The sequence below is a fragment of the Bacteriovorax stolpii genome, from assembly GCF_002872415.1.
GTDB lineage: Bacteria > Bdellovibrionota > Bacteriovoracia > Bacteriovoracales > Bacteriovoracaceae > Bacteriovorax > Bacteriovorax stolpii.
In genome coordinates, this window is record NZ_CP025704.1 from 3,305,463 (window position 1) to 3,330,950 (window position 25,488).

The following is a 25,488-nucleotide window of genomic DNA, read 5'->3' on the forward strand; positions in this document are numbered from 1 at the left end:
TTTTTAGTGTTTCACGACTGATTATATCATCTTGCTTTCTATCGGTCTAATTCAACGATGTACGCGACGGCCATTTTCGCAAACTTTGCAGCATGGTTAGCGTTTCCATTTGATGCGGCCAGAGTGTCTCTTGCTGTATGGATGTTATGGTTCATGTCATTCATCTTCGCTTCAAATGGCATTGATGCCGGATAACCTTGAGAATGCCAAGAAGCGTGGTCTGAACAGCCGTATCCACACTTATCAAATCCCCACTTCACACCAGGGACGTAACGGTCAATGATTGATCCAACAAAGTTGTTCTGTTGGTCGTTGGTGTAGTCTCTCATCATAACGATATCGAGATCTTTTGTTCCCTGGAAATTCGTCATATCAAGTTGCATAACTCCAATGACATTGACGTTTTTCTGCTTGAAGCTTCTTGAAATTTCTTTTGATCCCAAGAGACCAACTTCTTCAGCTGCATAGGCCATAAATTTGATCGTTTTTTGTGGCTGGTAAGAACTATCAGCAAGGATGCGGATAACTTCTGAAATCGTCGCGATTCCTGACGCGTTATCATCTGCTCCTGGGGCCGTTGAAGTCGCACCACCAAATGATCCGTTGATTGAATCCTGGTGACCACCAACAACAATCGTCTCATCTGACGCGCCTTTTAGAGTCAAAATAACTGAAGGCTGATCCCACTGAGAGTGTGGAAAAAATTCTACTGTCGCGTCAGTGCGATTCTTGACTAAACCACTCCAGTAATCTTTGATCCATGTTGCTGATTGCTTTCCGAATTCACCCTTGTAGTAACGATTCTTAAACGAAGAAAGTTTAGTGATCGTTGCCAGGATGTTATCAGCTTTTACTTCGTTCACCAGAGGCTTAACTAAGTTTTCCTGATTGATAGTATAGTCCGCGAACATATTATTCTTAGCAAAGAGCTGAGCTCCATCTTGAGAATCTAATTGCTCAAGAGCTTCTTCCTTATCGTCGTGAACCATGAATCCACCACAACGGTTGAAGTTTCTGTGCATAAGAAGTGAAAGCCAAGGAATCGACTCTTCATCGATTTTTAAGACGCTAATTCCGTCTTTTGTCTCGATAGATTCAACTCTTCTTCCGAAAGTTTTTTCAGAGAAAGCTAGAGCATCTGAATCGATAGTAATGTAGACGCTTTTTGTATTTTCTGTAGCGAGTGGAGACACTGCTGGGATAGCAATCATTGCTACTGCCAGAGAGAGCGATTTAAAACCTTTCATCATAAACAACCTATTCCTTTAGTGGTAATCATCCGTGATTAACAAAAAGTTTGTTCCTTTTGGTATGATTTGTCTAATTTTCTGGAATTTTATCTTCTTACTTCTTACAATTAATCAAAGAAAGATTTCACAATTTTGACGGAGAGAACCATGATCTCAACCTGGCTAACAAAAACTTTTGATATTAAGTACCCAATCATCCTGGCGCCGATGTTTTTAGTGTCTAATAACAAAATGTTAGCTGAAGCCTATAAGAACGGATTCATTGGTTGTATCCCCTCTTTAAACTACCGAACCCCGGCCGATTTTGAAGCAGGAATGGTCGAACTCCACAAAGAGTGCAATGGTAAATTTGGAATTAATCTCATAGTAAATAAGTCAAATGTTCACCTGGCAGAACACTTAGCTGTTTTAGAAAAATACCCACCGGCCTTCATCATCACTTCTCTTGGTTCTCCAGAAGAAACCATCAAAAGATTAAAACCGCTGGGAGTAAAAATTCTTTGTGACGTGGTCGATGTTGAATACGCTAAAAAAGTCGAATCCCTTGGAGCTGATGCTTTAATTGCTGTTAATTCCGGGGCCGGCGGACACGCTGGAAATATTTCTCCTTCAATCCTGGTTCCAATGTTGATGAAAGCAACGAAGCTCCCGGTGATCTCCGCTGGTGGTGTAGGAACAGGAGCAGGTCTTCTTTCTGTCATGGCCTTAGGAAGTGAAGGTGTTTCGATTGGATCTCCCTTTATCGCCACTAAAGAATCTCCAGTATCAGCTGAATACAAAAAAGCCGTCGTTGATTTTGGAGCGATGGATATCGTTATGACGACAAAAATTTCAGGAAGCCCGTGTTCAGTTATCAACACTCCTTATGTGAAAGAAATCGGGACTGAACAAAACTTCGTTGAATCTTTCCTGAATCACAACAAGCAGCTTAAAAAATATGCCAAGATGCTGACTTACTACCGTGGAATGAAAGCAGTAGAAAAAGCAGCCTTCGCGGCCACTTATAAAACAGTCTGGGTTGCCGGACCTTCAATTGAGTTTACTCACGCCATCGAAGATGTTCAGACGATTATTAAAAGAATTATTACTGAATACGAAGAAGCTTACCAGGCACTGGTCGCTCGCCAGCTTAAGTAAGAGGCAGTTCAATCACAAATGAAGTGTGGGCAGAAGCGGTGTCGTAATAAAACCTGCCGCGGTGGTTTTCAATAATCCCTTTTGAAATAGAAAGACCAAGCCCTGTTCCCTTCCCTACTTCTTTTGTTGTAAAAAATGGCATCATGATTTTGTCCAATACTTCCGGATCAATTCCATCACCACTATCAGTCACGCTGATTTTGCAAACGCCATCATCATGACCGACATTAATTTCAACCCATTTTTCTTTTAATGGCTCGACGGCGTCGTAAGCATTATTGAGCAGGTTTACCAAAACCTGTAAAAGCTCAGCCGCTCTTCCGTTAATGTAAAGCGAGTCACCTTCATCCATATTCACTTTTAAATTGATTGCATGGAATTTGAATCGCTCGCGTGAGAAATCCAAGGTTTCATCAATGAGTCCCGGCACATGGATGCGCTCCATTTGATCGTTTTCAGCATTTCTTGAAAACGATCTCAGCCCGCGAATAATAGATCCGATTCTCTTGGCCGTGTTTTGAATATTGGTTAGTTCTTCGGCAATTGAATGGTTGTATTTAAAGTTATTGCTTAAAGCATTGTCAGTGCCTTCAATTCTACGTTTTAAAAGCGATGTTTTCCCAATGATAATTGTTAGAGGGTTATTGATCTCGTGAGCAATCCCTCCTGCCATTTCCCCCAGCGAAGACATCTTGGCAGAGGCCACAAGTTTTTCTCTTTGGCTGCTTAAAATAGCTTCTGCATGTTTTCTTTCACTGATATCGCGAACACAGGCCTGAAGAACAGTCCTTCCGTCATAAGAAAAAGCAGTGAGAAGAACTTCGGCCGGAAAACTCTTTCCATTCTTGCGACAGTGCACCCATTCAAAATGACTATAACCATCGTTAAAGGCCTTTCTCATGTGGTTGTTGGCCATAGTCTCTGAATCACCTCCATTAGGCTGAAATTCAGGGGAAAGATCAGACGGGTGCAAAGAAAGAAACTCTGCTTTTTTCTCAAAACCAAAAAGTTTCAACGTGCGAGAGTTACAATCAAAGAAACGTCCATCCATTGTTAAAAGCATCAGGGCATCACTTGATCCTTCAAAAATAGAATGTGCCTTGGCCCTTTGTCTTTGGATTTCATATTCGTAATCTTTTTGTGATGAGATATCTGAAATCGTTCCGACCATGCGATGAGGTTTATCACCGGCCTTATTATGGATCATCATTCCCCGTGCAAGAACCCATTTATAATTACCATTTTTACAAAGGAGGCGGCATTCAGTAATAAAGCTCTGCTCGCCATTAAAGTGTGCTGCCAGGTTTGCTCTTACACGAGGAAGATCTTCAGGATGCACTGTCGTTGGCCAGTCTATTTCAGCACTATCTAATTCACCTTCTTCGTACCCCAAAAGACTATTGAGTCTCCTGCTGAAATGAACTTTCCCCGTATCAATATCCCAATCCCAGACAGCATCTCCAGCTCCTTCCAAAGCGAACTTCCAAAGCTCTTCACTGGCCTTGAGTTCTTCAGTTGTCTGACTGGCAAAATTGATCGCACGCTTTTTCATGGCCTGCAGAGAAACGATTAATGTTCCTAACAGTAAACTAATAATCGCTGCCACTGCGCCTACGCGAGATGAAAATGAATCACGGCTGGCATAAAAAGCGGCTGTCCCCTTAAATTGAAAAACAAAATCATGATTACCAAAACGAACTTTTTTAATAATCTCATTAGACCCTGGAAGTTTGTCATACCCTGGAGTCGCCGTAATTAAAGTGCTTTTCCCTAACGAATCTTCTGAGACTTTAAAACTGATCTCTTTTAAATTACCTTGCTGAAAAACAGTACTGAAGAATTGGTCTGTCATTACAGGAGCATACGTCCACCCAATCAGTCTCTCTCTTCTTTCTGCTACAGTTTTAGGTATTTCTCCTCTTCCATAAAAGGGATAGTAGGCCAGCATCGCCGGCTGTCCATCAGGATCATCAATGAGTTTTATTCTTCCTGTAATTGCCGGCTCTCCTGTATCACGGGCGTATTCGGCGGCCATGCGACGTTGTTCTTCAGTCGCCAGGTCAAGACCTGCCTTTAAACGATTGCCGCCAAAAGGTTCAATATAAGTTACCAGATACGCTTCAGAAAGAAGTGCGTTTTGGGAAGCTTCTTCCGGTGAAACGCCAGGAAAAGCATGGTACTCGAAATCCTGTCCTTTTCTCAGTTCATTTTTCTTAATAAAGGATTCAATCTCAGTTTTAGGAAGGCGGAAAACAACACCTAGCCCTCTTAGTGCCGGAAGTTGTTTTTGAAATTGATTGTATTCTAAAAAACTACTCCACTCTTCTTGTGTCACTTTATCGCTGGCGGTAAATAAACTCGCGCCACTTTGAAGAGCAAAAAAGTAGTTATTCATTTTTGATTCAAGTAATGGCTCCACACCTTCGACAATGGTTTTCAAATAATCATCAGAGTCGCGGCTGTTTTTAAAAAAGAATCCCAAGAATAAAAGGCTGGCGAAAATCCAGCTAAACAGAAGGACCAATCCTGGCTGCTTTAATGAAGAGATGCGCTTTAAATCAGTCATCATCAATGAACTGATCCCTACGCTGGCCAGGAATACCTGTAAGTTAATTAAGTTTGTATTAGTCGTTCCATGTAAGAACACTCCATAGCCAAACTTAACAGCGAGCACGCCGATAAAGGAAATCAGAATCGTGGCCAGAGAACTACCACGCTCTCCTGCCTGAGCTGCACACCAAAGCATGTATGGAAAAATAAAAAATAAGTAAGGTGCCCCTTCAACCTGAAAAAAAAGCAGCCAGCACAAAAGCACTCCACCAAAGATCAGGGCCAGGCTCATAAGAATGCCTGGAGCTTCGTGAACTTCATCCTGCAAGCTAAAAGAATTTTTGACGAAAGAAAATACCAGAGGCAGAACCACGATGCCTCCAAGAGAGTCTCCTGTCCACCAAGTCAACCAAACCTGATCAAACATTTCTCCTGGTGAAGCTCCTGATAAAACCAGAGTCAGGGTTCCCACCATTGAACTGATAGAAGCTCCAATAATTGAAGCTAAAACAATTGCGAGTGTTCGTGAGTGAGTTTCAGTCTGGTATTTCTTTTGACTAAAAAAAAAGAGCACTACTGCACCGACAAGTGCTTCCAGTGTATTTCCAGTGGCGATACTAAGAATCGATATAAACGACAGGCTTGAAAGTGAATTGATGATAAAAGCACCGATGAAAACGAAGGGCCAGAAACGAAGACCGAAAAGAAACAAAACGGACATGGCCACACCTGTTGCCGGCCACACAGGAGAAGTCACCTCATTAATCGTTGCCAGTGAAACACCAACGCGAGCAAAAATTAAATAGAGCGCCACGAAAGCAACAAGCTTCACAAAATAATTTTGCAAAAATGTCGAAGTAACGCCGCTCTGAATGCGCTCAGAATCCACAGTGTCCCCAAAACGTAAAATACACCACTAAGTTAGCGACTTCATTTATCACTTTTGTGTCATTTTATCTATTAATTGAATCTTAAGTTTACCTCAACTTCCATTGGGGATGCCAATAAAAAGAAGGCCCGCTTAGCGGGCCTTCTTTAAGGTAAAATTTAATTAGGGTGGCTCAAATAATTTCACAGTCAACAGACGAATGAGTGTTTAAAACATCCAACTTAGTCGAGAGGCTTCTTTGAGTGTAGTCCTTCATCGAATAACTCATCGTTTTTGCGGAAGTTGACGGGTCTTCAATTGAGACCGAGTTTAATCGGCCCTCAAGAACAGTAGCTTCAAAGGCAACGCCATTATGAACCTTGTTCATCGTGGCCATTTCGTACTCAGAAATCGGTGTTTCCACGACATCTACCTGAAACTTGGCCAAGAGAATGCACTTTAAAATCATCCCTGATGCAATCATTTAAAACTCCTATTTTGCCAATAGACCAGCTCTTCTTAAAAGAGCGTCTGGGTTTGGTTGTTTTCCTCTGAAGGCCACATAAAGGTTCATCGGATGCTCGCTTCCACCTTTTGAAAGGACATTGTCCTTAAACTTATTAGCGACATCACGGTTGAAGATCCCTTTTTCTTTGAAAAATTCAAAAGCATCAGCATCCAAAACTTCGGCCCACTTGTATGAGTAGTACCCTGCTGAGTATCCACCTGCAAAAATGTGAGAGAACGCTGTTGAAATGCTTGTTCCTTTTACTGCTGGAAGGAAATCCATCTTGTTGGTCATTTTTGTTTCAAAAGCTTCAATGTCTTTAACTTGATCTGGGTTAGCTGAGTGCCATGCCATATCGATTGTTGCAAAACTTACTTGTCTTAGCGTTGCACGTCCTTCAAGGAAGCTTGAAGAGTCTTTAATTTTTTTGATCAAATCCGCAGGGATTTTTTCTTTTGTTTCGTAGTGTTCAGCAAAAAGATCCAGGCACTCTTTTTCATATGCCCAGTTTTCCATGATCTGTGATGGAAGCTCTACGAAATCCCAGTAAACGTTTGTTCCAGAGAGAGTTTCGTAACGAGTGTTTGCCAGCATACCGTGTAGAGCGTGACCAAACTCGTGGAATAGTGTTACAACTTCATCAAATCCTAGAAGAGAAGGTTTTGTTGGAGTTGGTTTTGTGAAGTTACAAACGATGGCCACATGTGGACGAACGTTCACACCGTGATCGATTTTTTGACCTCTAAAAGACGTCATCCACGCCCCGTTTCTCTTTCCCGCTCTCGGGTGGAAATCAGCATAGAACACAGAAATGTGCTTGCCATTTTCATCCAAAACTTCATACGTTTTTACATCTTCGTGATAAACAGGGATGTCAAAACGTTGCTCAAATTTTAGACCATAAAGGTTCTTGGCTACTTTAAATACCCCATCAATAACATTCTCAAGTTTGAAGTAAGGACGAAGCATTTCATCGTTTACCTGAAACTTCTCGTTCTTTAATTTTTCAGCGTAATAAGCTGTATCCCACTTTTGAAGTTCTTCGATACCATCAAGTTTTTTAGCGTAAGCTCTTAGCTCTTCAGTTTCTTTAACTGCTGCAGGAGTTGCATGGTTAACAATGTTATCTAAGAATTCAAAAACTGTTTTTGGGTTAGAGGCCATTCTCTCTTCAAGAATGAAATGTGCATGAGATTCATAACCAAGCAGGTTTGCTTTCTGGTGTCTTAGAGTTGCGATCTCTTTAATGATTTCCTTGTTGTCTGTTTCGCCGTCTTTAAAACCTTTTGTCGAGTTTGCCAGCCACAATTTATGGCGAAGCTCGCGGTTTTTAGCGTAAGTTAAAAAAGGAATCACACTTGGATATTGAAGTGTAAAGGCCCATTTGCCTTCATGTCCTTTTTCTTTTGCTGTCATTGCTGCCGCTTCGATTACATCTTCACTCAGGCCTTCAAGATCTTTTTTGTCTTCAATCAGCATTACGAAGTCGTTTGTTTCTTTCAGGATGTGATCGCCAAACTTTAGCCCTAGAGTTGAAAGTTTAGTTGAAATTTCTCTCAGTCTTTCCTTTTGAGCATCGTTGAGAAGAGCTCCGTTTCTTACAAAACTTTTATAGCTTTTTTCTAGCAGCATTTTTTGTTCAGCTGAAAGATTGAAGTTTTCTTTGTGGTCCCAGACTTTTTTAATTTTCTTAAACAGGTCTGCATCCAGGCTGATATCGTTTCCGTACTCAGTTAGAAGTGGTGAAAAATCTTTAGCGATCGCCTGGATTTTATCATTTGTTTCTGCCGAGTGAAGATTGAAGAAAATCCCTGAGATCAGATCAACTTCCGGTCCCGCGTTTTCCAGCGCTTCTACTACGTTTTCAAACGTTTCAGTTTCTTTATTGTTTTTAATATCTGCAATTCTACTTTTAGCTGCTGCGATCGCTTCTTTTACTGCTGGAAGGAAATCTTCCGGCTTAATTTCATTGAAAGGAACTGTTTCAAACGGTGTGGTGAATTTGTTTAAAAGAATATTCATGTGTATCTCCTACTTAATTTGCAATTCAAATGTCGTACTATCTTTACCTTCAGCTTCCTGGATAATTGTCTCAGGCAAGCCTAGTGTTTTACTTTTACTATTAAGGTCAGTCACAATTTGAGCAATGCTGAGAGGTTCGTTTTTTCTCAAACTCACTTCAGAAGTGACCTTCGTTCTGTTTAATTCTGTGAATGAAAAGATCAACTGATAAATCCCACTTGCTCCCTGTCTGCATTCGACAAATAAAGCTTTTCCTTCGAGGTCCAGCGATCCTGGTTTTCCCATCCCGAGAAGAATTTGAGCGGTTGATGTCTCTCTTAAATCGCGGTTGGAAGCTTGTACATCGTTGGTTCTTCCCACTCTGACATTGATTGAATCGACTTTCTTCACTCTCGTCGTTTTCATTTCCAGTTGGCAATGCTCTTCGGTCTTTGCGGAATTCAAGGCTGTCGCTTCGCTGGTTTCACTTACCAAAGTGTAACGCTTGCTCAGGAATTTCTCCAATAATTTTGATCTATCGGGCGATGTCACTACATCGAGACAATTATCACCGGAACGCATAAAAACCTTCTCTCTAGGCAAAAGAAGGAATTCCAATGAGTTTTTAGCCTCGGAAAGACTGACTTTTTGCTCAAAGCAAAAGCTGGCCAGGTCTTCCTCTGCAAAGACTGGATTCACAAGTAGTGTAATAACTAAACTACTTATCAGTTGGTAAATGGCTGTCGCCTTTTTGATTGTGAATGAACTCGTCTGCTGTGTTGTATGAGCACAGGTCAAGAGTTGTCTTGAATTGGAAAGACTTCGGTAGTTGTCCTTTTTTATCAAGATCTTCACATGTACAGGCAAGCGTCTTCATGAAGTTGAAGAAACGTTCGCTGGTTTGTGGACTCATTAAGTGTTCCATCTGACAAGAATCGTATTCTGCAGTTTTTTCATCTACGCCTACGAAATCTCTTAGGAAATAAAACAATAATGTTCTTGAAGAAAGAATGCGGTGAACTTCTTCGTGACCAAGTTCAGTTAGAACAACAAATTTACATTCGTCTTCTTCCTGGATTAGACCCTTCTTTTTTAGATTGTTCAGCATTGTAGAAACTGATCCTTTTGTAAGGTCCAGATCCTTTGCAATGTCTGTCACGCGAGCAAATCCTCTGTTTTCTTTTAATTTATGGATCGTTAAAAGATAGTGAACCATCGAGTGAGATAAATCATTTTCGTGAGCGTCTTTTTGGTCATTGTTTTTTGTCATCATAACCAAATTTGTACCAACCAAAACCTCCCACGTCAACGCACCAAAAGCCTACAAAACAAGGCACTTACCTGTGCCTAAGAAGCTTGCTTTTAGTGACCTAACATCCTGTTTTTATAAGAGGGATAAACCGAAACCTTTTTGCCCAGCGATTAAAGAAAGACCCTAAGGTAAAATACTCTTATGAAAACATTAAATTTGGCCCTTATTTCCCTACTCACTCTTGGCCCTGTTTCGGCCATGGCCCAGACGACGACCAATACGACGGCTGCGACCATCTCGACAGCAACCGGAGTGACAACAGCGACTGAAACAAGCAACAATGCTCAACTTTTAGAAAATGCAAAAGCTTCGCGCGAGCAAGTTGAAAAGAAAAATGCCAATAAGCCTGTTCAGGAAATCCGCGCGCTCGGACCTGGCCAAAACAATATCAACACGACAAACCTTACTGACCAGGAAGTACAACTGAGTCAGCAATACCTGCACCAAGGTCTCTCAAACGACGTCTTGAAGAAAAATTGTAGTGGGGACATGGCCTCAGTTTGTAATGGTAATGAAGGAAAACACAAATTCTTAGGAGTGGACCCGAATATGGTTAAGGCCGTCGCCCAGGCCTATGCAATGTTTGGAGCTATTGCCGGAGACAGCTTGGGCACGATCTCTAAAGGTGAAGCTGCTCTCAAAAAAGAAAACGACGCTGCTAAGGCGGCCAAAGACAAAGGTGAAACTCCTGATAAAGTAGACTCAAAAGCAAACGACTACTGCAAATTCATCCCTACTGCGACAGAAGGGATTGCCACGGCAATGCAAGCGGTGAAAACAAAAGAGCTGGGCGAAGATATTGGTAACGGCGATACAGCTCAAAAAGATTATTTATTAAAGGCCGCTAAAAGCCACGACTCTCGAGCGAAACTTGCTCAAATCCAGGCCGCCGGATGGTGGGGAGGAGCTGCTTGTTACGCGACTAATGCGAGCCTTGGAAACTTTGCCTGGGATAAAAACCTACTTATCAAAATGGGTGCAGCTACCCTTCTAGGTGGTTTTTACCAAAGTGAAGTTTCGGCCAACAAAGAATATGCAGAAAAGACAAGAAAGATTGCAGATATGCTTCCAAATAAAGGAGATTGTAACCCAATCACTGATAACCTTTGTTACTGTTCACAACCATCAACTGAAAATGATCCTACTTACTGTGCAAAAGGTCTGCATAAAAAATCACTGGCCGCGAGTTCATACCGCGTAGCTTGTACCACAGATACACTGGCCATCGATCCCAGCTGTAACTGCGAAAAAACCAATACGTGTTTTGACAATTATCTTGAAGTTCAAGGTGAAGGGGCACTGGAGTTAGGGGGGCTTGGTTACTCAAGTTCACCTTATAAATCCATCCGCTCACTTGCTCGTGGAGAACTTGTAGGTGGAACAGTCAACTCATCATCATACGATTCAACAATGGCCATTGCTAAAAAAGGTTTAAGAGAATTGGCGAGCAAGATTCCTCTGGATAACTCTCCTTTAACCAAAGATCAAAAAGGAATTGCCGATGCTATCGCCTCTAAAGGTGTGCCGGCGAATGTGGCCGCTTTAATGGCCCAGAATCAACCGAGCGCTTCAGCGACAAACGCGGCCATGGCAAAACTTCAAGGTGCATCTGGTGCTGGTTTAAAACTAGCTTCAGTTGGTCCTAAAGGATCAAATATTGTCGACTTCTCAGGTGGAAATGGGCTGGGGACAGCGGGAAGAAAAAGTGAAGGTGGGAATGGAGCTGAAGATATTCTGGCAAAATTAAAACCAGGCGCTACTAAAGCTGCTCCTAATTCAAAAATTCTTGAGTTCGCTCAAAAAGCAGAGGCCCGTGCCCAACAAGCTAACCAGATCAGAAAAGATAATAGCACTCCTCTATTTGAGATTATCTCGATGAGATACCAAACTTCGGGAAGAAGACTTTTAGAAGTCGATGCTGAAGGCAAATAGAAGTGATTAATCAGTCTCTGGTCATCATCCCAACTTACAACGAAGCCCTCAATGTGGATTCGATGATAGAGCGTTTATTTGCACTTTATCCGGACATTTCAGTCCTGATTATCGATGATAATTCGCCCGATAAAACCGCCTTAGTAGTAGAAGCGCTTAAGACCAAGCACCCCAACCTCTTCCTGATTAAAAGGGCCGGAAAACTGGGTCTGGGAACAGCTTATGTCGAGGGCTTCAAGTGGGCCCTTCTTAAGAAATTTAAGTTCATTGCTCAAATGGATTGTGACTTCTCTCACGACCCAAAAGACCTAGGACGCTTAATTACTGCGCTCTATGATGGGACTGCCCTCGCTATTGGCTCACGCTACAGCGGCAACGACATCAGGACCAAAGACTGGCCATGGTATCGACTGCTTATTTCACTGAGCGCTGGTTTTATTCTGCGCCTTTTTACCGGTCTTAAAATCCGCGACATCTCCGGAGGCTTTAAATGTTTTAAGCGCGAAGCTCTGGAAAAAATCAACTTCGATAACATCATCTCTAAAGGTTATGTCTTTCAATTTGAAATGACCTATAAAGTGCATGCCATGGGATACGATATTGTCGAAATCCCCATCGTCTTTTCAGAGAGAGTTTACGGAAAATCTAAAATGAACTTAGGCATCGTGCTTGAGGCCTTCAGTGTAATGTTCAGGCTGCGCCTGAAAAAACTATTGAATCAATTGAATTAACGAACCAGGCTTTTTCTTGAAAAAACTTCGTCGTTAAGCGGGTTGTACATCATCAGAACCAGAATCCAGTAGAAAACAAGTTCGAAAACAATGTAGCGAAGAGCTGAAGGAATAAAGCTCATAAGAATCGCTGCCACAGCATAAGCTCCCGTCTGCGTATAACGAGGCAGAGGGATCGCAAAACGATTTACGAAATTCTTAATCTGCTCTAAGCGAGAGTAGAAAAATGGCAGCACGATAAAATAAAGTGTCGCCAGGATTTTAATCCCTAGAGTGAAAATGATGTCGGTGATTTCAAAACCAGCGATAACTAAATGGCGGATGTTCATCTCCCCCAATGCGTTTCTCACTCTGATGAATTCAGGTGTCGGGTAGTGAAAAATAATTTGTCCCCAAGACATCTCATCTAAAGCGAAAGCTAAAAAAACAATTCCAGTAAACACACTACAGGCCGCAAACACTCCCCCTCTAAAAGGTTTCAGGATGCTAGCGCGGTAAAAACACATCACTGAAGCAAACAGTAACGTTGAAATGATTAACCATTGTAATGGTCCACCTTCAACTGCCAGCTCGCTTTCAAAATACATTGGATTGTTTCTAGCGTGGTACATGTAAAAGAAAATAAGGAGTACCAGAACCGGGTACATCACCTTTTCAAAAAGTTTCAACAGCTCTCTCCCAAATCTTCAAATAACTTTAAACGGTCTGAGTGTCTGCCGCCTTCAAATGAATTGGCAAACCAAGCTTCGATGATCTTTTTTGTTTCTTCTTCTGTGGTGAAACGAGCGCCTAAGCAAAGAACGTTGGCGTCGTTGTGCTTGCGGGCCATTTCCGCGTCCATTGGAGTTCGGCAAAGAGCTGCACGTACACCTTTGAAACGGTTGGCGACGATTGAGACGCCAATTCCTGATCCACAAAGCAAAATCCCCTGAATACCCTGAGAAATCACTTCGTGACTTACCTTCTTAGCGTATTCAGGATAATCGGCCCTCTCAGACGAATATGTGCCGCAGTCGATGACATCGAACTGTTTGCTCTGAAGGAAATGTTTTACCATTTCCTTCATTTCATAAGCTGCGTGATCTGAGCCGATTGCTATTTTCATAAATTAGTATCTGTAGTGGTCTGGTTTGTATGGACCTTCAACTTTAACACCTAGGTACTCTGATTGAGCAGATGTTAATGTATCTAGTTTTACCCCGATTTTTTCAAGGTGAAGACGAGCTACTTTTTCATCAAGGTGTTTTGGAAGTACGTAAACTTTGTTTTCGTAGTTCTTGTGGTTCGCCCATAGCTCCATTTGTGCCATAACTTGGTTTGTGAACGAGTTAGACATTACGAATGAAGGGTGACCTGTACCACATCCAAGGTTAACCAGACGTCCTTCTGCAAGAACGATAAGTTTCTTTCCTGAAGGCATTACGTATTGGTCTACTTGAGGCTTAATGTTAATTTTTTTAGCTGTCTTATTTAGGTAAGCAACTTCGATTTCAAGGTCAAAGTGACCGATGTTAGCAACGATGGCCCCATCTTTCATTTGCTCCATGTGCTTGCCAGTGATTACGTCACGACATCCTGTAGCTGTTACGAAAATGTCTCCTAGCTTTACAGCGTCTTCCATTTTCATAACCTGGTATCCTTCCATCGCTGCTTGAAGAGCACAGATAGGATCGATTTCAGTTACGATTACACGTCCACCAAGACCGCGGAATGATCCAGCAGATCCCTTACCTACGTCACCGTATCCAGCAACAACACACACTTTACCAGCAACCATTACGTCTGTTGCTCTCTTAACAGAGTCAACTAGAGACTCACGGCATCCGTAAAGGTTGTCGAATTTTGATTTAGTTGTTGAATCGTTGATGTTGATAGCAGGCATTTTTAGTTCGCCTTTTTTCATCATATCGTAAAGTCTATGAACACCTGTTGTTGTTTCTTCAGATAGACCTTTGATGTTAGCGATTAGCTCAGGGTATTTGCTGTGAACCATAACAGTTAAGTCACCACCGTCATCAAGAATCATGTTTAGTCCTGATCCATCTGGCCACTTAAGAGTTTGCTCAATACACCAGTCGAATTCTTTTTCGTTCATTCCTTTCCAAGCAAAAACAGGAATCCCTGCAGCAGCAATAGCAGCAGCGGCCTGGTCTTGAGTAGAGAAGATGTTACAAGATGACCAACGAACCTCTGCGCCAAGTTCAACAAGAGTTTCGATTAGTACTGCAGTTTGGATTGTCATGTGAAGACATCCAGCAATTTTTGCGCCTTTTAGAGGCTTTGATTTTCCAAATTCCGCACGTAGGGCCATTAATCCTGGCATTTCTGTTTCTGCGATTTCGATTTCCTTACGTCCCCAGTCAGCCAGTGACATATCTTTTACTTTGTAATCCGTAAAGGCCATAATTCCCCCTAGTGGTTTTTTGATTTTGTAATAAAATTAAACAGGCTCACTATAGCATTCCAGAGAGAAGCTCACAAGGTAATTTAAGCATGGCAAGTTATACACAAATCAGCCTCGCAGAGGCAGAAGAAATATTGAAGCTCTACGGTCGGTCAAAGGTGAAAAAGTGCACTCCACTTTCGCTGGGAATTTCTAATTCTAACTACCGCGTTGATTTGGAGAACGAAACAGTTCTGCTCAAAATCTCCAATGACAAAAATCAACAACAGCTTGCTGATGAGCAAGCTATTTTAGTGTATTTAAAAGAGTGTGGTTACCCTTACTCACTAAAACCTTTCCCTCTGACTTCAGGGGAATTCATTTACAATTACGGTCCGTATTTCGGAGTGCTTTATCCCTTTGTCCAAGGGATTCCTCCAGGGCCTTCTGACTACACTTGCCAAGAAGTGGGAAGAGCTATTGCTGAGCTTCATGTTTTAAAACATGACCAAGAGAAAATGAATTCACTTAGACCCCATGAGTCTGTGGGCTATGGCCCTAAAGAAATATTAGACTACATCAAGTCCCCAAGCTGCCCGGCTGACTTCAAGGCCGGTTTTCTTAGTCTTTTCCCCGACCACCTGGAAGGGTTTATGAATGCCGGTTTTGAGACCGGTATCATCCACGGGGACCTCTACTACGACAACACGCTTTTTGATAACAATAAAATCAGCACTGTACTGGACTTCGAGCAGGCCGGCATCGGTGAATACATCCTCGATCTGGGGATTTCGATTTCCGGAACGTGCCTGGAAAAAGGAATGGTCATAACACCACTAGTAAACTCATACCTTATGGGGTATGAATCAGTCAGAGCGCTTTCAATTGTTGAAAAGAAATTCTTAGACCAGTCCATTATTCTTGGACTCCTTTCGATCTCTTTATGGAGAATCAAAAGATTTAAAGAAAGAAACCTCAACCCTCTGATGGAAAATTCCTACAGAGACCTGCTTGTGCGCGCATTAAATTATTTTGAAATGAGAAAACAGGAAATATAAATCATGGCTAAAGTTCCACCAAAAAAAGATGGATTCAAAAAACGCGAAGGCGAAGGTTACCGTGGCAACAATCGCGGTGATCGCAGAGACCGCAGGGATCAAAAAGATCCTAAACAGTTCAGCGACGTTAAAAGTACACCAAGAGCAAAAGTAAATGCTGATGGAACAAAAGAATTCGACCAGTCGACATTCTTTGCTTCATGCCCGAGAGAAGTTGAGCATCTTTTAGAAAAAGAAATCAGAGATCTTGGCATCACTCGTATTGAAGTGGAAAAAGGCGGAGTTGCTTTTAAAGCAGAAACGGAACAAGCACTGGATGTTCTTTTAAATTCAAGAGTCGCTTCAAGAGTTTTTAAAGAGCTTCAAGTTTACACAATCTCAACTGAAAAAGACCTCTACTCTCTTGCTAAAGAGAAGTGGTGGGATAAGGTTTTTAACGTTCAACAGACGTTTAAAATCAACACACTTTTTGATCGCGACGCTAAAGAGAGCTTCAACAACTCAATGATCTTCTCACAACTTCTAAAAGACGCTATCGCTGATAACTTCAGAGAGAAATACGGCGAAAGACCAAGTGTTGATACGGGAAGACCAGATATCACTTTCCTTTTACGAGTCGAAAGAAAACCAGGAACGCCTCAATTCAACGCCCGCATTCTGGTTGATATGTGTGGTGACCCAATCTCTAACCGCGGCTACAGAGAAGAGTCACTAAAAGCACCACTAAGAGAAAACCTGGCCGCTTCGATCATCATGTCGACAGACTTTGATCCAGAAAAAGATATCTTCACTGATTCAATGTGCGGAACAGGAACACTTCTGATTGAAGCGATTCTTATCAGAGCAAAAGTGGCTCCGACTTATTTAAAAATCAGACAGTATATTGAAAAGCGTGTTCCGGTTTTTGATTTCATCAAGCACCCCTGGTTTCAGGCCGACAGAAAAGCACAACGCCTTTTTGATGAAAGAGCACAAGCGATTTACAACCACTCTCTTGCTGCTTTAAACGAACTTCAAACAAGACAATTTTTTGGTTTTGATATTTCAGAGCGTGCGATGGAAACAACTCGTATCCACCTTCACAACGCTATGATTGACCAGCAGATCGTGACTCTCAACAAGCGCGACGCTACCAAAATCACTCCGATGGATGATCCTCCGGGAATCGTTATCTGTAACCCTCCTTACGGAGAGCGTATGGGTGAAGAAGATGAGCTAAAAGGGCTTTATAAGTCTTATGGTGAAAACTTAAAGCACAACTTCAAAGGATTCAGAGCTTATGTTTTCACATCGAATCCGCTTTTAAGAAAAGAGATCTCGCTTGGGACATCTGAGAGAAAGACGTTTTTTAACGGGAGTCTTGAGTGTCGATTACTTAAGTATGAATTGTACTAGATAAAATAAAAAAGGCCGCGGAATGCGGCCTTTTTTATTTTTTAATTAAACGAAATCCAACATTAATAAACCTTCCATCCGCCGCAATCTTCGTCTTAGTTGCAGGCCTTAAAATGCGCGGCCCCCCTGTCCAGCTTCCACCTTTAAGCAGATATTCATTTTTATTCTTCGTTAACTGCCAAACGTTTCCACATGTATCTGAAAGCCCAAATGGATTTCTAGGTTTTGATTTCACCGGATGAGTTTGTTGTTTTGCGCCTACTTCTTCCCAGCAGTTTTTTGCCACATCATCGAAGTTTGATCCAAACCAGAAGATCGTGCTCGCCTGGGCCCTCGCTGCAAACTCCCACTCGTTTTGATCTGGTAGCCTTGTTTTTAACTCTGGATAAGTGAGGGATAAAATCGTTATAAAATCTAAAACATCATTGGCCGAAATATTTTCAACTGGGTTGTCAGGACAAATTTCCGCCGAACCTAAAAACGGGACACTCTCAGGGCAATACGATCTTTGTTTGAAGCGAGAAGGATTTGATCCCATGATCTGCATCCATTGCATCTGAGTGATGGGAGAGGCCATGAGTTGAAATTCTGCTTTATTTTCGTAAGTAAATTCAGTTTCATCAGGGAAATGGCCAGGCTGAAGCTTATTAGATCCTAAAATATTTTTCCCTTTTGGGATTTTAACCCACTCCACTTTCCATTGATTTTTCTCACTCCAATACTCTGTTGATAAGATGTCTCTCAAAATGGGATTACCAGCGATCTGAGTTTTAGTGAAAGTGATGTTTTCTTTTTTAGAGAAGTCTTGAATCATTTTATCAACAACAGCATTGAATTTCTTTCTCCACGCTGGAAAATCTTTGCGGGCCGAAATTCCTTCTTGAAGATCTTTTTCTTGGTCACTCCATGCTTTAGATTCAGTTACTGTAAAACTGGAATCTGCAGCAAATGTCTTGACTCGCTCAAGTGCTTCTCTGGCATTCAACCATTGAAGGTTGGCAAGCCCCATGCGGTAGCCTTTATGATCTGGTCTATAAATTGGATTGTCTCTTTTAATGATCGCTTCAAACTCAGAAGGAATCATTAAAGCGTGACTTAATTGCGTAATGAAAACGGATTTTAATTTAGAGTGCGATTTTTTACTCTCACACATGGTGAAGTTAGCACTCTTGCCTTTTAACTCAAATGAGCAAAGTTCATCAGACTTTGCGACTTGAGAAAAAAGAGTGAGACCGATAATAAGAGAGAATAAGCTGTATTTTGTTGTGTTCATCCCTTAAATCTAATTGATTTAAGAAATGAACACAATGAATTTTCTTTTGGTGAAATGCGTGTCTAACCGCTCAGTTTTTCTGAAAGCTTCATCGCCAGATTTGGCGAAGCGTACTTTAAAAAAGTAATCGGGTTAATGATCTTATCAAAGTGTTTTGACGACTTTGAGAAGAAGTATGAAGACACGTCAGAGTCTTTTAAGAAGATCGTGTGTCCTTTATTTGAAAACTTTCTCGAGATAAATTCTGAATCAAGGAAACAGACTTCTCTGATCATAAAGTTTTTAGCAACGTAAATGATAATGCAGTAATCAGAGAGCTCCACTAGAGTCTTTTTGATTTTTACACCTTTTGGAGAAGAAGCGTCACTCCACTCCACTTGAATCTCAACTCTTTTTCCATCTTCCATCACGAAGTCAAAACCTCTTTGTGATGTGGACTTCACTTGTTTTAGGCCGAAGATACACTTGGCATACCACTCACCTAATTGAGTTGGAAGATTTTTTCCATTAAGAAGGATTTGTTCCGCTGCCAGCACTTCATAAGCGCGGTTAACGATTCCAATTTGATCGAGAATCATTTTGTTGTTGGGAACATAAACGATGGAAATCTTCTTAGCATCTTTACGCAGCAGTTTTTTAGAGAACTGCTTTTCGTACCAGATAGAGAAGTGTTCATTGCTTGAGAGCTCATAAGAGTCATAAACAAAGCCCACTCGCAGAAGCGAGTGGATGTCTTTGCATTCGGGCAATTTTTTTTGAATGTATTTAAGAGGAGCAAATTCCTTGCGGTCTTCACTCATGACAAAGTATTCATCTTTGTCATAGTCACTACTGCCATGAGTAGATGACGAGAAGAGTTTAATCTCTTCACTTAGTTTTTGAATGTCCATTTAGCGCTCAATTTTTAAAAGTATAATCCTCACTAGTGTAACACTAAGTGGATCAAACATTCAATTGAGATAAGTCCTCTTTGAAATTCAGGATTGACTGCGCAATACCCGCATTTTTAACCAGTTGTTGCTGGACATAAAATCTAAAGTCGACTTTTTTACTCTGGTAATAATCCTTATCTTCCTGAGATTGAGCTGTTTTTGCTGCAATCACTGCTTCGCATGCACCTTCAAGAAGTAGCCATGCGCCAATTAAGTTCGCAGAGAAATTTAAGAAGTTCATTGAATGGAAAAGAATGGTGTCGAACTTATTGGCCTTCGCCAGAGCTCCAAACTGCGCCAGGATCTCTTGCGCTTTTTGCAGATTCTTTCCTAGTGCCGCTAGTTCATCAGCAAACTCTTGAGCTTCTGGGCGTGCCATCGTCTTCTGGATTTTTGCTCCGATTCCCATAAACGTTTTAGCGTTGTCTTTTAAAATTTTTCTCATCACGAAGTCCATCGCCTGGATAGCGTTTGTCCCTTCGTAGATTGAAGCAATTTTTAGATCGCGAGCAAATTGCTCGATTCCATACTCTGAACAGAATCCATATCCACCGTGAGTCTGGATAGCATCAACAGCTACCTGGAACCCCTCATCAGAGCAGTATGATTTACAGATTGGAGTTAGGAATGCAATTTCATCTTCAGCTGCTTTATCGCCGTGGTGAGCGCGGTCGAACTGATCCCCTGTATAAAGAATCAAGCTTCTCATTGAACGCGCCATCGATCTCATTTTTAAAAGAGTTCTTTTAACATCCGGGTGATTTACAATTTCTTTTCCAAATTGCGATCTCTCGCGAGCGTATTGTTCAGTTAACATATAAACCAGGTTTGCTTGCGCTTCACCTTGAACACCACAAAGAAGTCTAGCTTCGTTCATAAGAATGAACATGTTGACCATCCCTTCGAACTCTTTACCAATTAAGTAACCTTCACAGTTACCTTGAGCTCCGAAAGTCATCTCACAAGTCGCTTGTCCATGGATCCCCATTTTTTCTTCGATTTTTGTACACACAACATCGTTTGGAGTTCCATCAAGGCGAATTTTTGGAACGATAAACAATGAAAGACCTTTCGTTCCCGCAGGGGCCCCTGGAGTTTTTGCCAGAACCAAATGGATGATATTTTCATAAAAATCGTTATCTCCTGAAGAGATGAAGATTTTAATCCCTTTCATTTTATAAGTGCCGTTTCCATTTGGAGTTGCTGTCGTGATAACTGCACCTACATCACTTCCCGCTCCCGGCTCAGTTAAACACATTGTCCCACCCCATAATCCAGAGATCATGTTTGGTACATATGTATCTTTTTGTTCTTGAGTTCCAACTTTTAGGATTACATCCATGGCCCCGCGAGAAAGTCCTGGATACATAGAGAATGAAACATTGGCCCCGTTCATAATCGACTGACAAACAAGCGATACAGTGTGAGGAACTGGCATACCACCGATTTCTTCCGGGTATCCAATCGCGTGCCATCCATTTTCGTAATATTTTTTCATCCCTTCTTTGAAAGATTGAGGTGCTGTTACTTTTCCGTTAGCAAGCTTTACCCCTTCGTGGTCCCCAATTGTTCTGCTTGGGTAGACTTCTTTTTCAATGAACTTGTTGCATTCATTGATAATATCCTTCATGTCGTTTTCACCAACACCGTTGTTTTGGATTTTAAGCATATTAAAAAGGTTGAAGTGAATATCTTTGAGATCTGTTTTGAATTGAGCCACGTTAAACCATCCTTGATTTAATTAATTTGAAGTTCTTTTATTATAAATCAAACCGCATAAAAAAAAAGAGAGGACCCTTTCGGGTCCCCTATTTTTTATTTTGTAGTGATTTGGTCTGATATCCGATTAGATCGCTCTAACAAAGTATCTAGTTCCAGAAGAAGACTGAACACCAGATGGGTTAGCTTGGATCGGGTATCTTGTGTCGATTACATAGTAAGCACCGCTCACTGTGATGTAATATACGTTTCCACCTGACATCGCTTGAACTTGTACGTTTGTCGCTGCGTTCAGGATAGAGATTAGCTCAGATTGCTTAGAAGCAATGTTAACGTCTGAGTGTCTTACTGTCACACCATTACTATATTGGTAAGTAATCGTTGGAGTTGAAGCCACGATTGAGTTCCAAGTTGTAGTCGTTCCAGAAGATCCAGAGCTTGAAGTGTAACAGTAGTAGAAGATACCCCATTTCGTGTCACAAGTTTGGTTGCTTGATCCAGATGAGATAACCCCGTTACCAAAGTTAGATGAGTAGCTGTTAATTTGCGCAATCAATGTCTGCGCATAAGTTTGAGCTTGAGTGTTACCTGAAAGGTATGGGTTCGAATAATTCAACGTTGAATTTGTAGACGAAACCTTGTTGTCCTTTCCACATGAAACTAATGAAGCTAAAACGATCATAGATAATAATAATTTTTTCATAACGTCCTCCCTAAAGGCGTATTGAGTATAGTTTCTTAGAAACCGTTTGGTTTATATTAGAGCAACTGTCATGCCAAACAGCAGCCTATGGATTTACAGGGGTTAGCTAAGGGGGGTGTATGCTGTGTGAACATTCTACAAACACCTGTCTAAAAATTAGTCAATTTTTTAGACACTATTCAGGGGATTACAGAGGAGGATGTCTATATTTTAGCTAGTGATGTTTAATCAAAGATTTGGGTCTTTTCTTAGGTTTCATGAGGTTAATAAATTTATTGATGATATTTTTAGACCTATATAATGATGCTTTTTATAAAGCAGTAAACATGGTGTTCATTTTGCAAATTAAAGCCACATGAAAATATCATTACTACCACTTCTTCTTTTAGGATTAATCAGCTTTTATGGATGCTCTAAAAAATCATCCATCCCAGCCGATCACAACTCAGAGGCCTTATCATCAAATGATGAGCTCTTCCAACATCCGGAAGAGGTCACTCTTTATAATCCCAATCAGATCAATGCCGAGAACATTAAAAAATGTGCTTTTGCAACTTCAGATAAAGACTCATGTAAAGTTGAACTCTCTCCTTTATTAGGAGTTGGGAAAGATACTATTTCAGTTAATGATATCCTTAATAGAACAATGTCTTCACAAGCTTCTTACCTGCAAACTTTCCGCAACATCCTTAATCAAATGCCAAAAGAGTCATTGCAAATGTTTGGGGCCGTTAATGCCATTGTTATTTCAGAAAGAATCGTTCCGAGTTTTTATCACTACGGAAGTGGCGCGATCTACTTAAGCAGTTCATACTTCTGGAAGACACCTGAAGAGAAGGCCCTCATTAAAAAGAAAGATTACCGCGAAGATTATGGTATCAGCCTGCAATTTCTTGAAAGCTCAGATTATTATAAAAACGGAAAGTCTCTTTATAGAAACAGCTCGGCCAAATACCGCACGGAAGAAACAATGGGGCCGGTTTTAGCAAGACTTCTTTATCACGAGCTTGCTCACGCCAACGATTTCTTTCCAAAGAGCTATTACAACTCTGCAACTTTTGACAAAACAAAAACTTATTACGACCTGACAAATGAGCGCTGGGATCAAGAGCAGATTGTTTCTCAAAAGCTCAAGTCCCCTCTTGCATCGAAACTTCTCTTAAAGATGGGAGGAATCCTTTATCAAGGTGAAAAGGCCACTAGTGAAGAAATCAACACCAAGGCCTACACTGTAGTTGATGAATTTAAACACGATGTCGCTGCTAATCTTTATGGGTACTCAACTCCCCGAGAAGACCTGGCCATGATGATCGAGCAAAGTATGGTCTACCACCACTACGGGTTTTCTGCTTATTCAATTTTTATTAAGCTTCCTTCTCCAAACTTTAAAGTCCCTGATGATTTTGATTACCCGATTGCCGGTGGAATCAAGAATAAAATCGCTGACCCTAAAGTTAAAGAAAGGGCCCAGGATGTTCTGGAGAAATTCTTTGAAGCTGATTATGTAAACAGAATCGTTACGTCGCTGGATACGCTAAAGTCTAAAGACATTCCGGAAGATGCTAATTGGGATACGATTGGGACTTATTACTAAGCTTGGCGCTTAAAAAAGAGAATTTTTAATCCTTCTTCCGGGTTCACTTCCATATCGCTGAAGCTGGCGTACATTTTCTCTTGAAAAATAAACTCTGGTGCATGTTCTTTAAAAGCGTTTAAAAGAAAATCGCTGCCTAAATAAGGCGAATTCAAACAGGCCATGATAACTGCATCCTCGCTGACCATTTCCGGCAGGCGGCGGATAATTTTATGATAGTCTCTTTCCACTTTAAAACTCAGACCCTGATTTGTCGGCGGATCAATAATCACAATATCGTAAGGGCCTCTTTTAGAGATGACTCCCAACGATTTCATAATATCGTAGTGGAAGAATTTAGTCTTTCTGCCGTCGATCTCAATGCCGTTTAAACGGTGATTTTTCTCACCCACATTAAGTGCCGGCTGGCTCATATCCACATTGGCCACGGCCTGAGCTTGCCCCTTAAAAGCGGCGACAGAGAGCGAGCAGGTATAAGAAAAAAGATTGAGCACTCGTTTATTTTGCGAGTGTTGTCTCAACCACTCTCTTCCCAATCCCATATCCAGAAAAAATCCTGTGTTCTGAGGTTTTTTTAAATTGAGTGAGTATTTCTCTGCTTTTTCCACAGCAAAAGCTTCAGCGGGCATTTCCCCTTTTAAAACTTCCACGTTGTCATTTTTTAAATGGCGCTTTTGTAAAACAATTGACTCAAATGAAATTTCAGGAATAGAAAGTAAAAGATCGACCAGGGCCGATTTCTCATCTGATTCAATTTCTTTGTAGGTAGTGATTAAGATCGTCGGTGGGAAAAAATCAATGGAAAGATGCTCAAGCCCTTCCCATTTTTTTCCTCTTCCATGAAAAAGCCTGGCGCATTCCCCATTTTGAGGAATGCGCTCTTTGATCACATTAAGCAGTTGGTGCATTCGTCTGCGCTTTTCCGCCAAAAAGTTTGTAGCGGATAAAGAAAGTTAAAAGTACACCAATCACTAACCCGATAATTTGGGCCAGGATAAGTTTTTGCATAGAGTACTGAGTGGCCGGTTCACAGTTAACACCAAAACTCACAGGTGGAGTTAAAAGCACTCCAATCATTTTTGGCCCAAGCCATGTCATGGCAGCAAGACCAACAAGGCCTCCGATAAAAGCAATGTTTAGATTCTTGTGAAAGTTCTTCATTTAATGGGCTCCTTAGTATGAATCCACGTCACTTCGTGTTTATTACATGAAAGATGAACAACGCGAGAATTTGGAATAGCTTTAAACTTAAACATCGTCTCAAAGTCCGTCGGTTGTTGGAACTTAATCGTACATGCAAAGTTGTCGACAAGTCCCGACTCACGCCAGCGATTGACCAGTTCTAAAAGTTTATCCGGGTAACAAATAATATCAGAGAAAAACCAATCTAGTTTTCCTACATGCTGTGGTCTTAAACCAAACGCACTTTCTTGTTTAAATTCAATATTGGGAAGGGCCGCGATCTTCGGGGCAAGAGGAGCTTTATCAACACTCACGACATTTGTCCCCACTGTCTGCAACACCCAAGTCCATCCACCTGGACAACTGCCAACGTCAATCGTCTTCATTCCTGGAGCTGGTTTATAACCATACAGCGTGAAGAGCTCCCAAAGCTTTAAGTAAGCGCGTGAGGGAGGGTTCACTTTATCTTCATTGAAATGGATTTCACCAAAAGGTAACGGACAAGTTGTCTCAGGAGAAATGATGATTTCTGCATCGGAAAGAAGTGAGAAAACTCCAATCGGAGTCTTGGGAATCTCTTCCAGGAAGTCATAGCGCTTTATTTTCGCCCTAGGCACTTTATCCAGAATTAATTCAGCTCTGCGGTGATTATTGAGTGAAAAGTGACTCCATCTGCGGGCGCGGGCCTTTAGAAGTTCTGCGGCATGAGAAATGGAGGTATACGGCAGGATTTCGACGTTGAGCCACGTATCCTGAGCAAAGACCACGTCTTGCGCCTCTCCCTTACAGAGCATTAATCTGCCATGTTGCGAGAGGATTTCAATACCCATTAGCCCGAGTTCGGTTTTTAAGTCCGTCTCGAAGCCCTCCGGGGCTAAATATCCGGTGATTGTCTGTTCTAAATTGCTTTGACCCATACGTACTAAAATTGATACCATAGGGGCGTAAACTTGGGAATCA

Annotated in this window: 22 protein-coding genes; 6 read left to right on the forward strand and 16 right to left on the reverse strand. The window is 41.4% G+C overall.

What is annotated here, in order from left to right:
• Window positions 1-38: 38 nt before the first annotated feature.
• Complete coding sequence (locus C0V70_RS16290; protein ID WP_102244929.1) at window positions 39-1,250, reverse strand: M20/M25/M40 family metallo-hydrolase; 1,212 nt, start codon at window positions 1,248-1,250, stop codon at window positions 39-41.
• Window positions 1,251-1,397: 147 nt separating this feature from the next.
• Here C0V70_RS16290 and C0V70_RS16295 point away from each other — a divergent pair, with 147 nt between their 5' ends.
• Entirely contained in the window at window positions 1,398-2,387 is a 990-nt protein-coding gene (locus C0V70_RS16295; protein ID WP_102244930.1) for an NAD(P)H-dependent flavin oxidoreductase, read from the forward strand.
• Here the strand turns inward: C0V70_RS16295 and C0V70_RS16300 are convergent.
• From C0V70_RS16300 to C0V70_RS16320, 5 genes are all read right to left on the reverse strand, one after another.
• Window positions 2,380-5,826, reverse strand: a complete 3,447-nt coding sequence (locus C0V70_RS16300) for a CHASE domain-containing protein (protein ID WP_102244931.1) — start codon at window positions 5,824-5,826, stop codon at window positions 2,380-2,382. The genes C0V70_RS16295 and C0V70_RS16300 overlap by 8 nt on opposite strands.
• Window positions 5,827-5,998: 172 nt before the next feature.
• Window positions 5,999-6,289, reverse strand: coding sequence for a hypothetical protein (locus C0V70_RS16305; protein WP_102244932.1), 291 nt, complete (start codon window positions 6,287-6,289; stop codon window positions 5,999-6,001).
• A 9-nt stretch (window positions 6,290-6,298) separates the two neighbouring features.
• Window positions 6,299-8,335, reverse strand: coding sequence for a M3 family metallopeptidase (locus C0V70_RS16310; protein ID WP_102244933.1), 2,037 nt, complete (start codon window positions 8,333-8,335; stop codon window positions 6,299-6,301).
• Window positions 8,336-8,344: 9 nt separating this feature from the next.
• On the reverse strand, window positions 8,345-9,013 hold the full coding sequence (locus C0V70_RS16315) for a hypothetical protein (RefSeq protein WP_102244934.1): 669 nt from the start codon (window positions 9,011-9,013) through the stop codon (window positions 8,345-8,347).
• Between the two features lie 19 nt (window positions 9,014-9,032).
• Complete coding sequence (locus C0V70_RS16320; RefSeq protein ID WP_102244935.1) at window positions 9,033-9,587, reverse strand: metal-dependent transcriptional regulator; 555 nt, start codon at window positions 9,585-9,587, stop codon at window positions 9,033-9,035.
• Between the two features lie 180 nt (window positions 9,588-9,767).
• Between C0V70_RS16320 and C0V70_RS16325 the strand changes: the two genes are divergently transcribed.
• Window positions 9,768-11,558 (forward strand): hypothetical protein, encoded by a 1,791-nt coding sequence (locus C0V70_RS16325; protein ID WP_102244936.1) that lies wholly within the window; start codon window positions 9,768-9,770, stop codon window positions 11,556-11,558.
• 2 nt (window positions 11,559-11,560) lie between these two features.
• Complete coding sequence (locus C0V70_RS16330) at window positions 11,561-12,289, forward strand: polyprenol monophosphomannose synthase (protein ID WP_243733606.1); 729 nt, start codon at window positions 11,561-11,563, stop codon at window positions 12,287-12,289.
• Here C0V70_RS16330 and C0V70_RS16335 read toward each other — a convergent pair.
• From C0V70_RS16335 to ahcY, 3 genes are read right to left on the reverse strand one after another with little or no spacing between them, the layout of a single operon-like run.
• Window positions 12,286-12,957 (reverse strand): hypothetical protein, encoded by a 672-nt coding sequence (locus tag C0V70_RS16335; protein WP_102244937.1) that lies wholly within the window; start codon window positions 12,955-12,957, stop codon window positions 12,286-12,288. The two genes, C0V70_RS16330 and C0V70_RS16335, sit on opposite strands and share 4 nt — an antisense overlap.
• A complete protein-coding gene (rpiB, locus tag C0V70_RS16340; protein ID WP_102244938.1) occupies window positions 12,954-13,394 on the reverse strand; it encodes a ribose 5-phosphate isomerase B in 441 nt (146 codons plus the stop codon). Before rpiB ends, C0V70_RS16335 begins: the two co-directional genes overlap by 4 nt.
• Before the next feature lie 3 nt (window positions 13,395-13,397).
• Window positions 13,398-14,693: an adenosylhomocysteinase gene (ahcY, locus tag C0V70_RS16345; RefSeq protein WP_208107819.1), complete on the reverse strand. Its 1,296-nt coding sequence runs from the start codon at window positions 14,691-14,693 to the stop codon at window positions 13,398-13,400.
• An 89-nt stretch (window positions 14,694-14,782) separates the two neighbouring features.
• Here ahcY and C0V70_RS16350 point away from each other — a divergent pair, with 89 nt between their 5' ends.
• Window positions 14,783-15,730, forward strand: coding sequence for a phosphotransferase (locus C0V70_RS16350; protein ID WP_102244940.1), 948 nt, complete (start codon window positions 14,783-14,785; stop codon window positions 15,728-15,730).
• Window positions 15,731-15,733: 3 nt separating this feature from the next.
• The gene (locus tag C0V70_RS16355) at window positions 15,734-17,125 is read left to right on the forward strand and encodes a THUMP domain-containing class I SAM-dependent RNA methyltransferase (RefSeq protein WP_102244941.1); all 1,392 of its coding nucleotides are present in this window, start codon (window positions 15,734-15,736) and stop codon (window positions 17,123-17,125) included.
• A 34-nt stretch (window positions 17,126-17,159) separates the two neighbouring features.
• Here the strand turns inward: C0V70_RS16355 and C0V70_RS16360 are convergent, their stop codons facing one another.
• From C0V70_RS16360 to C0V70_RS16375, 4 genes are all read right to left on the reverse strand, one after another.
• Complete coding sequence (locus tag C0V70_RS16360) at window positions 17,160-18,398, reverse strand: formylglycine-generating enzyme family protein (protein WP_102244942.1); 1,239 nt, start codon at window positions 18,396-18,398, stop codon at window positions 17,160-17,162.
• A 62-nt stretch (window positions 18,399-18,460) separates the two neighbouring features.
• A complete protein-coding gene (locus C0V70_RS16365; protein ID WP_102244943.1) occupies window positions 18,461-19,288 on the reverse strand; it encodes a hypothetical protein in 828 nt (275 codons plus the stop codon).
• A 52-nt stretch (window positions 19,289-19,340) separates the two neighbouring features.
• Entirely contained in the window at window positions 19,341-21,050 is a 1,710-nt protein-coding gene (locus C0V70_RS16370) for an acyl-CoA dehydrogenase family protein (RefSeq protein ID WP_102244944.1), read from the reverse strand.
• A gap of 126 nt (window positions 21,051-21,176) precedes the next feature.
• Window positions 21,177-21,752, reverse strand: a complete 576-nt coding sequence (locus tag C0V70_RS16375; protein WP_102244945.1) for a hypothetical protein — start codon at window positions 21,750-21,752, stop codon at window positions 21,177-21,179.
• Window positions 21,753-22,107: 355 nt separating this feature from the next.
• Here C0V70_RS16375 and C0V70_RS16380 point away from each other — a divergent pair, with 355 nt between their 5' ends.
• Complete coding sequence (locus C0V70_RS16380; RefSeq protein ID WP_102244946.1) at window positions 22,108-23,346, forward strand: hypothetical protein; 1,239 nt, start codon at window positions 22,108-22,110, stop codon at window positions 23,344-23,346.
• Here C0V70_RS16380 and C0V70_RS16385 read toward each other — a convergent pair.
• From C0V70_RS16385 to C0V70_RS16395, 3 genes are read right to left on the reverse strand one after another with little or no spacing between them, the layout of a single operon-like run.
• On the reverse strand, window positions 23,343-24,254 hold the full coding sequence (locus tag C0V70_RS16385) for a class I SAM-dependent methyltransferase (protein WP_102244947.1): 912 nt from the start codon (window positions 24,252-24,254) through the stop codon (window positions 23,343-23,345). The genes C0V70_RS16380 and C0V70_RS16385 overlap by 4 nt on opposite strands.
• Window positions 24,238-24,507 (reverse strand): hypothetical protein, encoded by a 270-nt coding sequence (locus tag C0V70_RS16390; RefSeq protein WP_102244948.1) that lies wholly within the window; start codon window positions 24,505-24,507, stop codon window positions 24,238-24,240. The genes C0V70_RS16385 and C0V70_RS16390 overlap by 17 nt, the downstream gene beginning before the upstream one ends.
• A complete protein-coding gene (locus C0V70_RS16395) occupies window positions 24,504-25,358 on the reverse strand; it encodes an SAM-dependent methyltransferase (RefSeq protein WP_208107820.1) in 855 nt (284 codons plus the stop codon). Before C0V70_RS16395 ends, C0V70_RS16390 begins: the two co-directional genes overlap by 4 nt.
• Window positions 25,359-25,488: the final 130 nt, after the last annotated feature.

Excerpts from the sequence above, each read along its gene's own strand:
- C0V70_RS16290 (WP_102244929.1), bottom strand. The coding sequence starts at position 1,250 with ATGATGAAAGGTTTTAAATCGCTCTCTCTGGCAGTAGCAATGATTGCT.
- C0V70_RS16295 (WP_102244930.1), top strand. The coding sequence starts at position 1,398 with ATGATCTCAACCTGGCTAACAAAAACTTTTGATATTAAGTACCCAATC.
- C0V70_RS16305 (WP_102244932.1), bottom strand. The coding sequence starts at position 6,289 with ATGATTGCATCAGGGATGATTTTAAAGTGCATTCTCTTGGCCAAGTTT.
- C0V70_RS16310 (WP_102244933.1), bottom strand. The coding sequence starts at position 8,335 with ATGAATATTCTTTTAAACAAATTCACCACACCGTTTGAAACAGTTCCT.
- C0V70_RS16320 (WP_102244935.1), bottom strand. The coding sequence starts at position 9,587 with ATGATGACAAAAAACAATGACCAAAAAGACGCTCACGAAAATGATTTA.
- C0V70_RS16325 (WP_102244936.1), top strand. The coding sequence starts at position 9,768 with ATGAAAACATTAAATTTGGCCCTTATTTCCCTACTCACTCTTGGCCCT.
- rpiB (WP_102244938.1), bottom strand. The coding sequence starts at position 13,394 with ATGAAAATAGCAATCGGCTCAGATCACGCAGCTTATGAAATGAAGGAA.
- ahcY (WP_208107819.1), bottom strand. The coding sequence starts at position 14,693 with ATGGCCTTTACGGATTACAAAGTAAAAGATATGTCACTGGCTGACTGG.
- C0V70_RS16350 (WP_102244940.1), top strand. The coding sequence starts at position 14,783 with ATGGCAAGTTATACACAAATCAGCCTCGCAGAGGCAGAAGAAATATTG.
- C0V70_RS16355 (WP_102244941.1), top strand. The coding sequence starts at position 15,734 with ATGGCTAAAGTTCCACCAAAAAAAGATGGATTCAAAAAACGCGAAGGC.
- C0V70_RS16360 (WP_102244942.1), bottom strand. The coding sequence starts at position 18,398 with ATGAACACAACAAAATACAGCTTATTCTCTCTTATTATCGGTCTCACT.
- C0V70_RS16365 (WP_102244943.1), bottom strand. The coding sequence starts at position 19,288 with ATGGACATTCAAAAACTAAGTGAAGAGATTAAACTCTTCTCGTCATCT.
- C0V70_RS16375 (WP_102244945.1), bottom strand. The coding sequence starts at position 21,752 with ATGAAAAAATTATTATTATCTATGATCGTTTTAGCTTCATTAGTTTCA.
- C0V70_RS16380 (WP_102244946.1), top strand. The coding sequence starts at position 22,108 with ATGAAAATATCATTACTACCACTTCTTCTTTTAGGATTAATCAGCTTT.
- C0V70_RS16385 (WP_102244947.1), bottom strand. The coding sequence starts at position 24,254 with ATGCACCAACTGCTTAATGTGATCAAAGAGCGCATTCCTCAAAATGGG.
- C0V70_RS16390 (WP_102244948.1), bottom strand. The coding sequence starts at position 24,507 with ATGAAGAACTTTCACAAGAATCTAAACATTGCTTTTATCGGAGGCCTT.
- C0V70_RS16395 (WP_208107820.1), bottom strand. The coding sequence starts at position 25,358 with ATGGGTATTGAAATCCTCTCGCAACATGGCAGATTAATGCTCTGTAAG.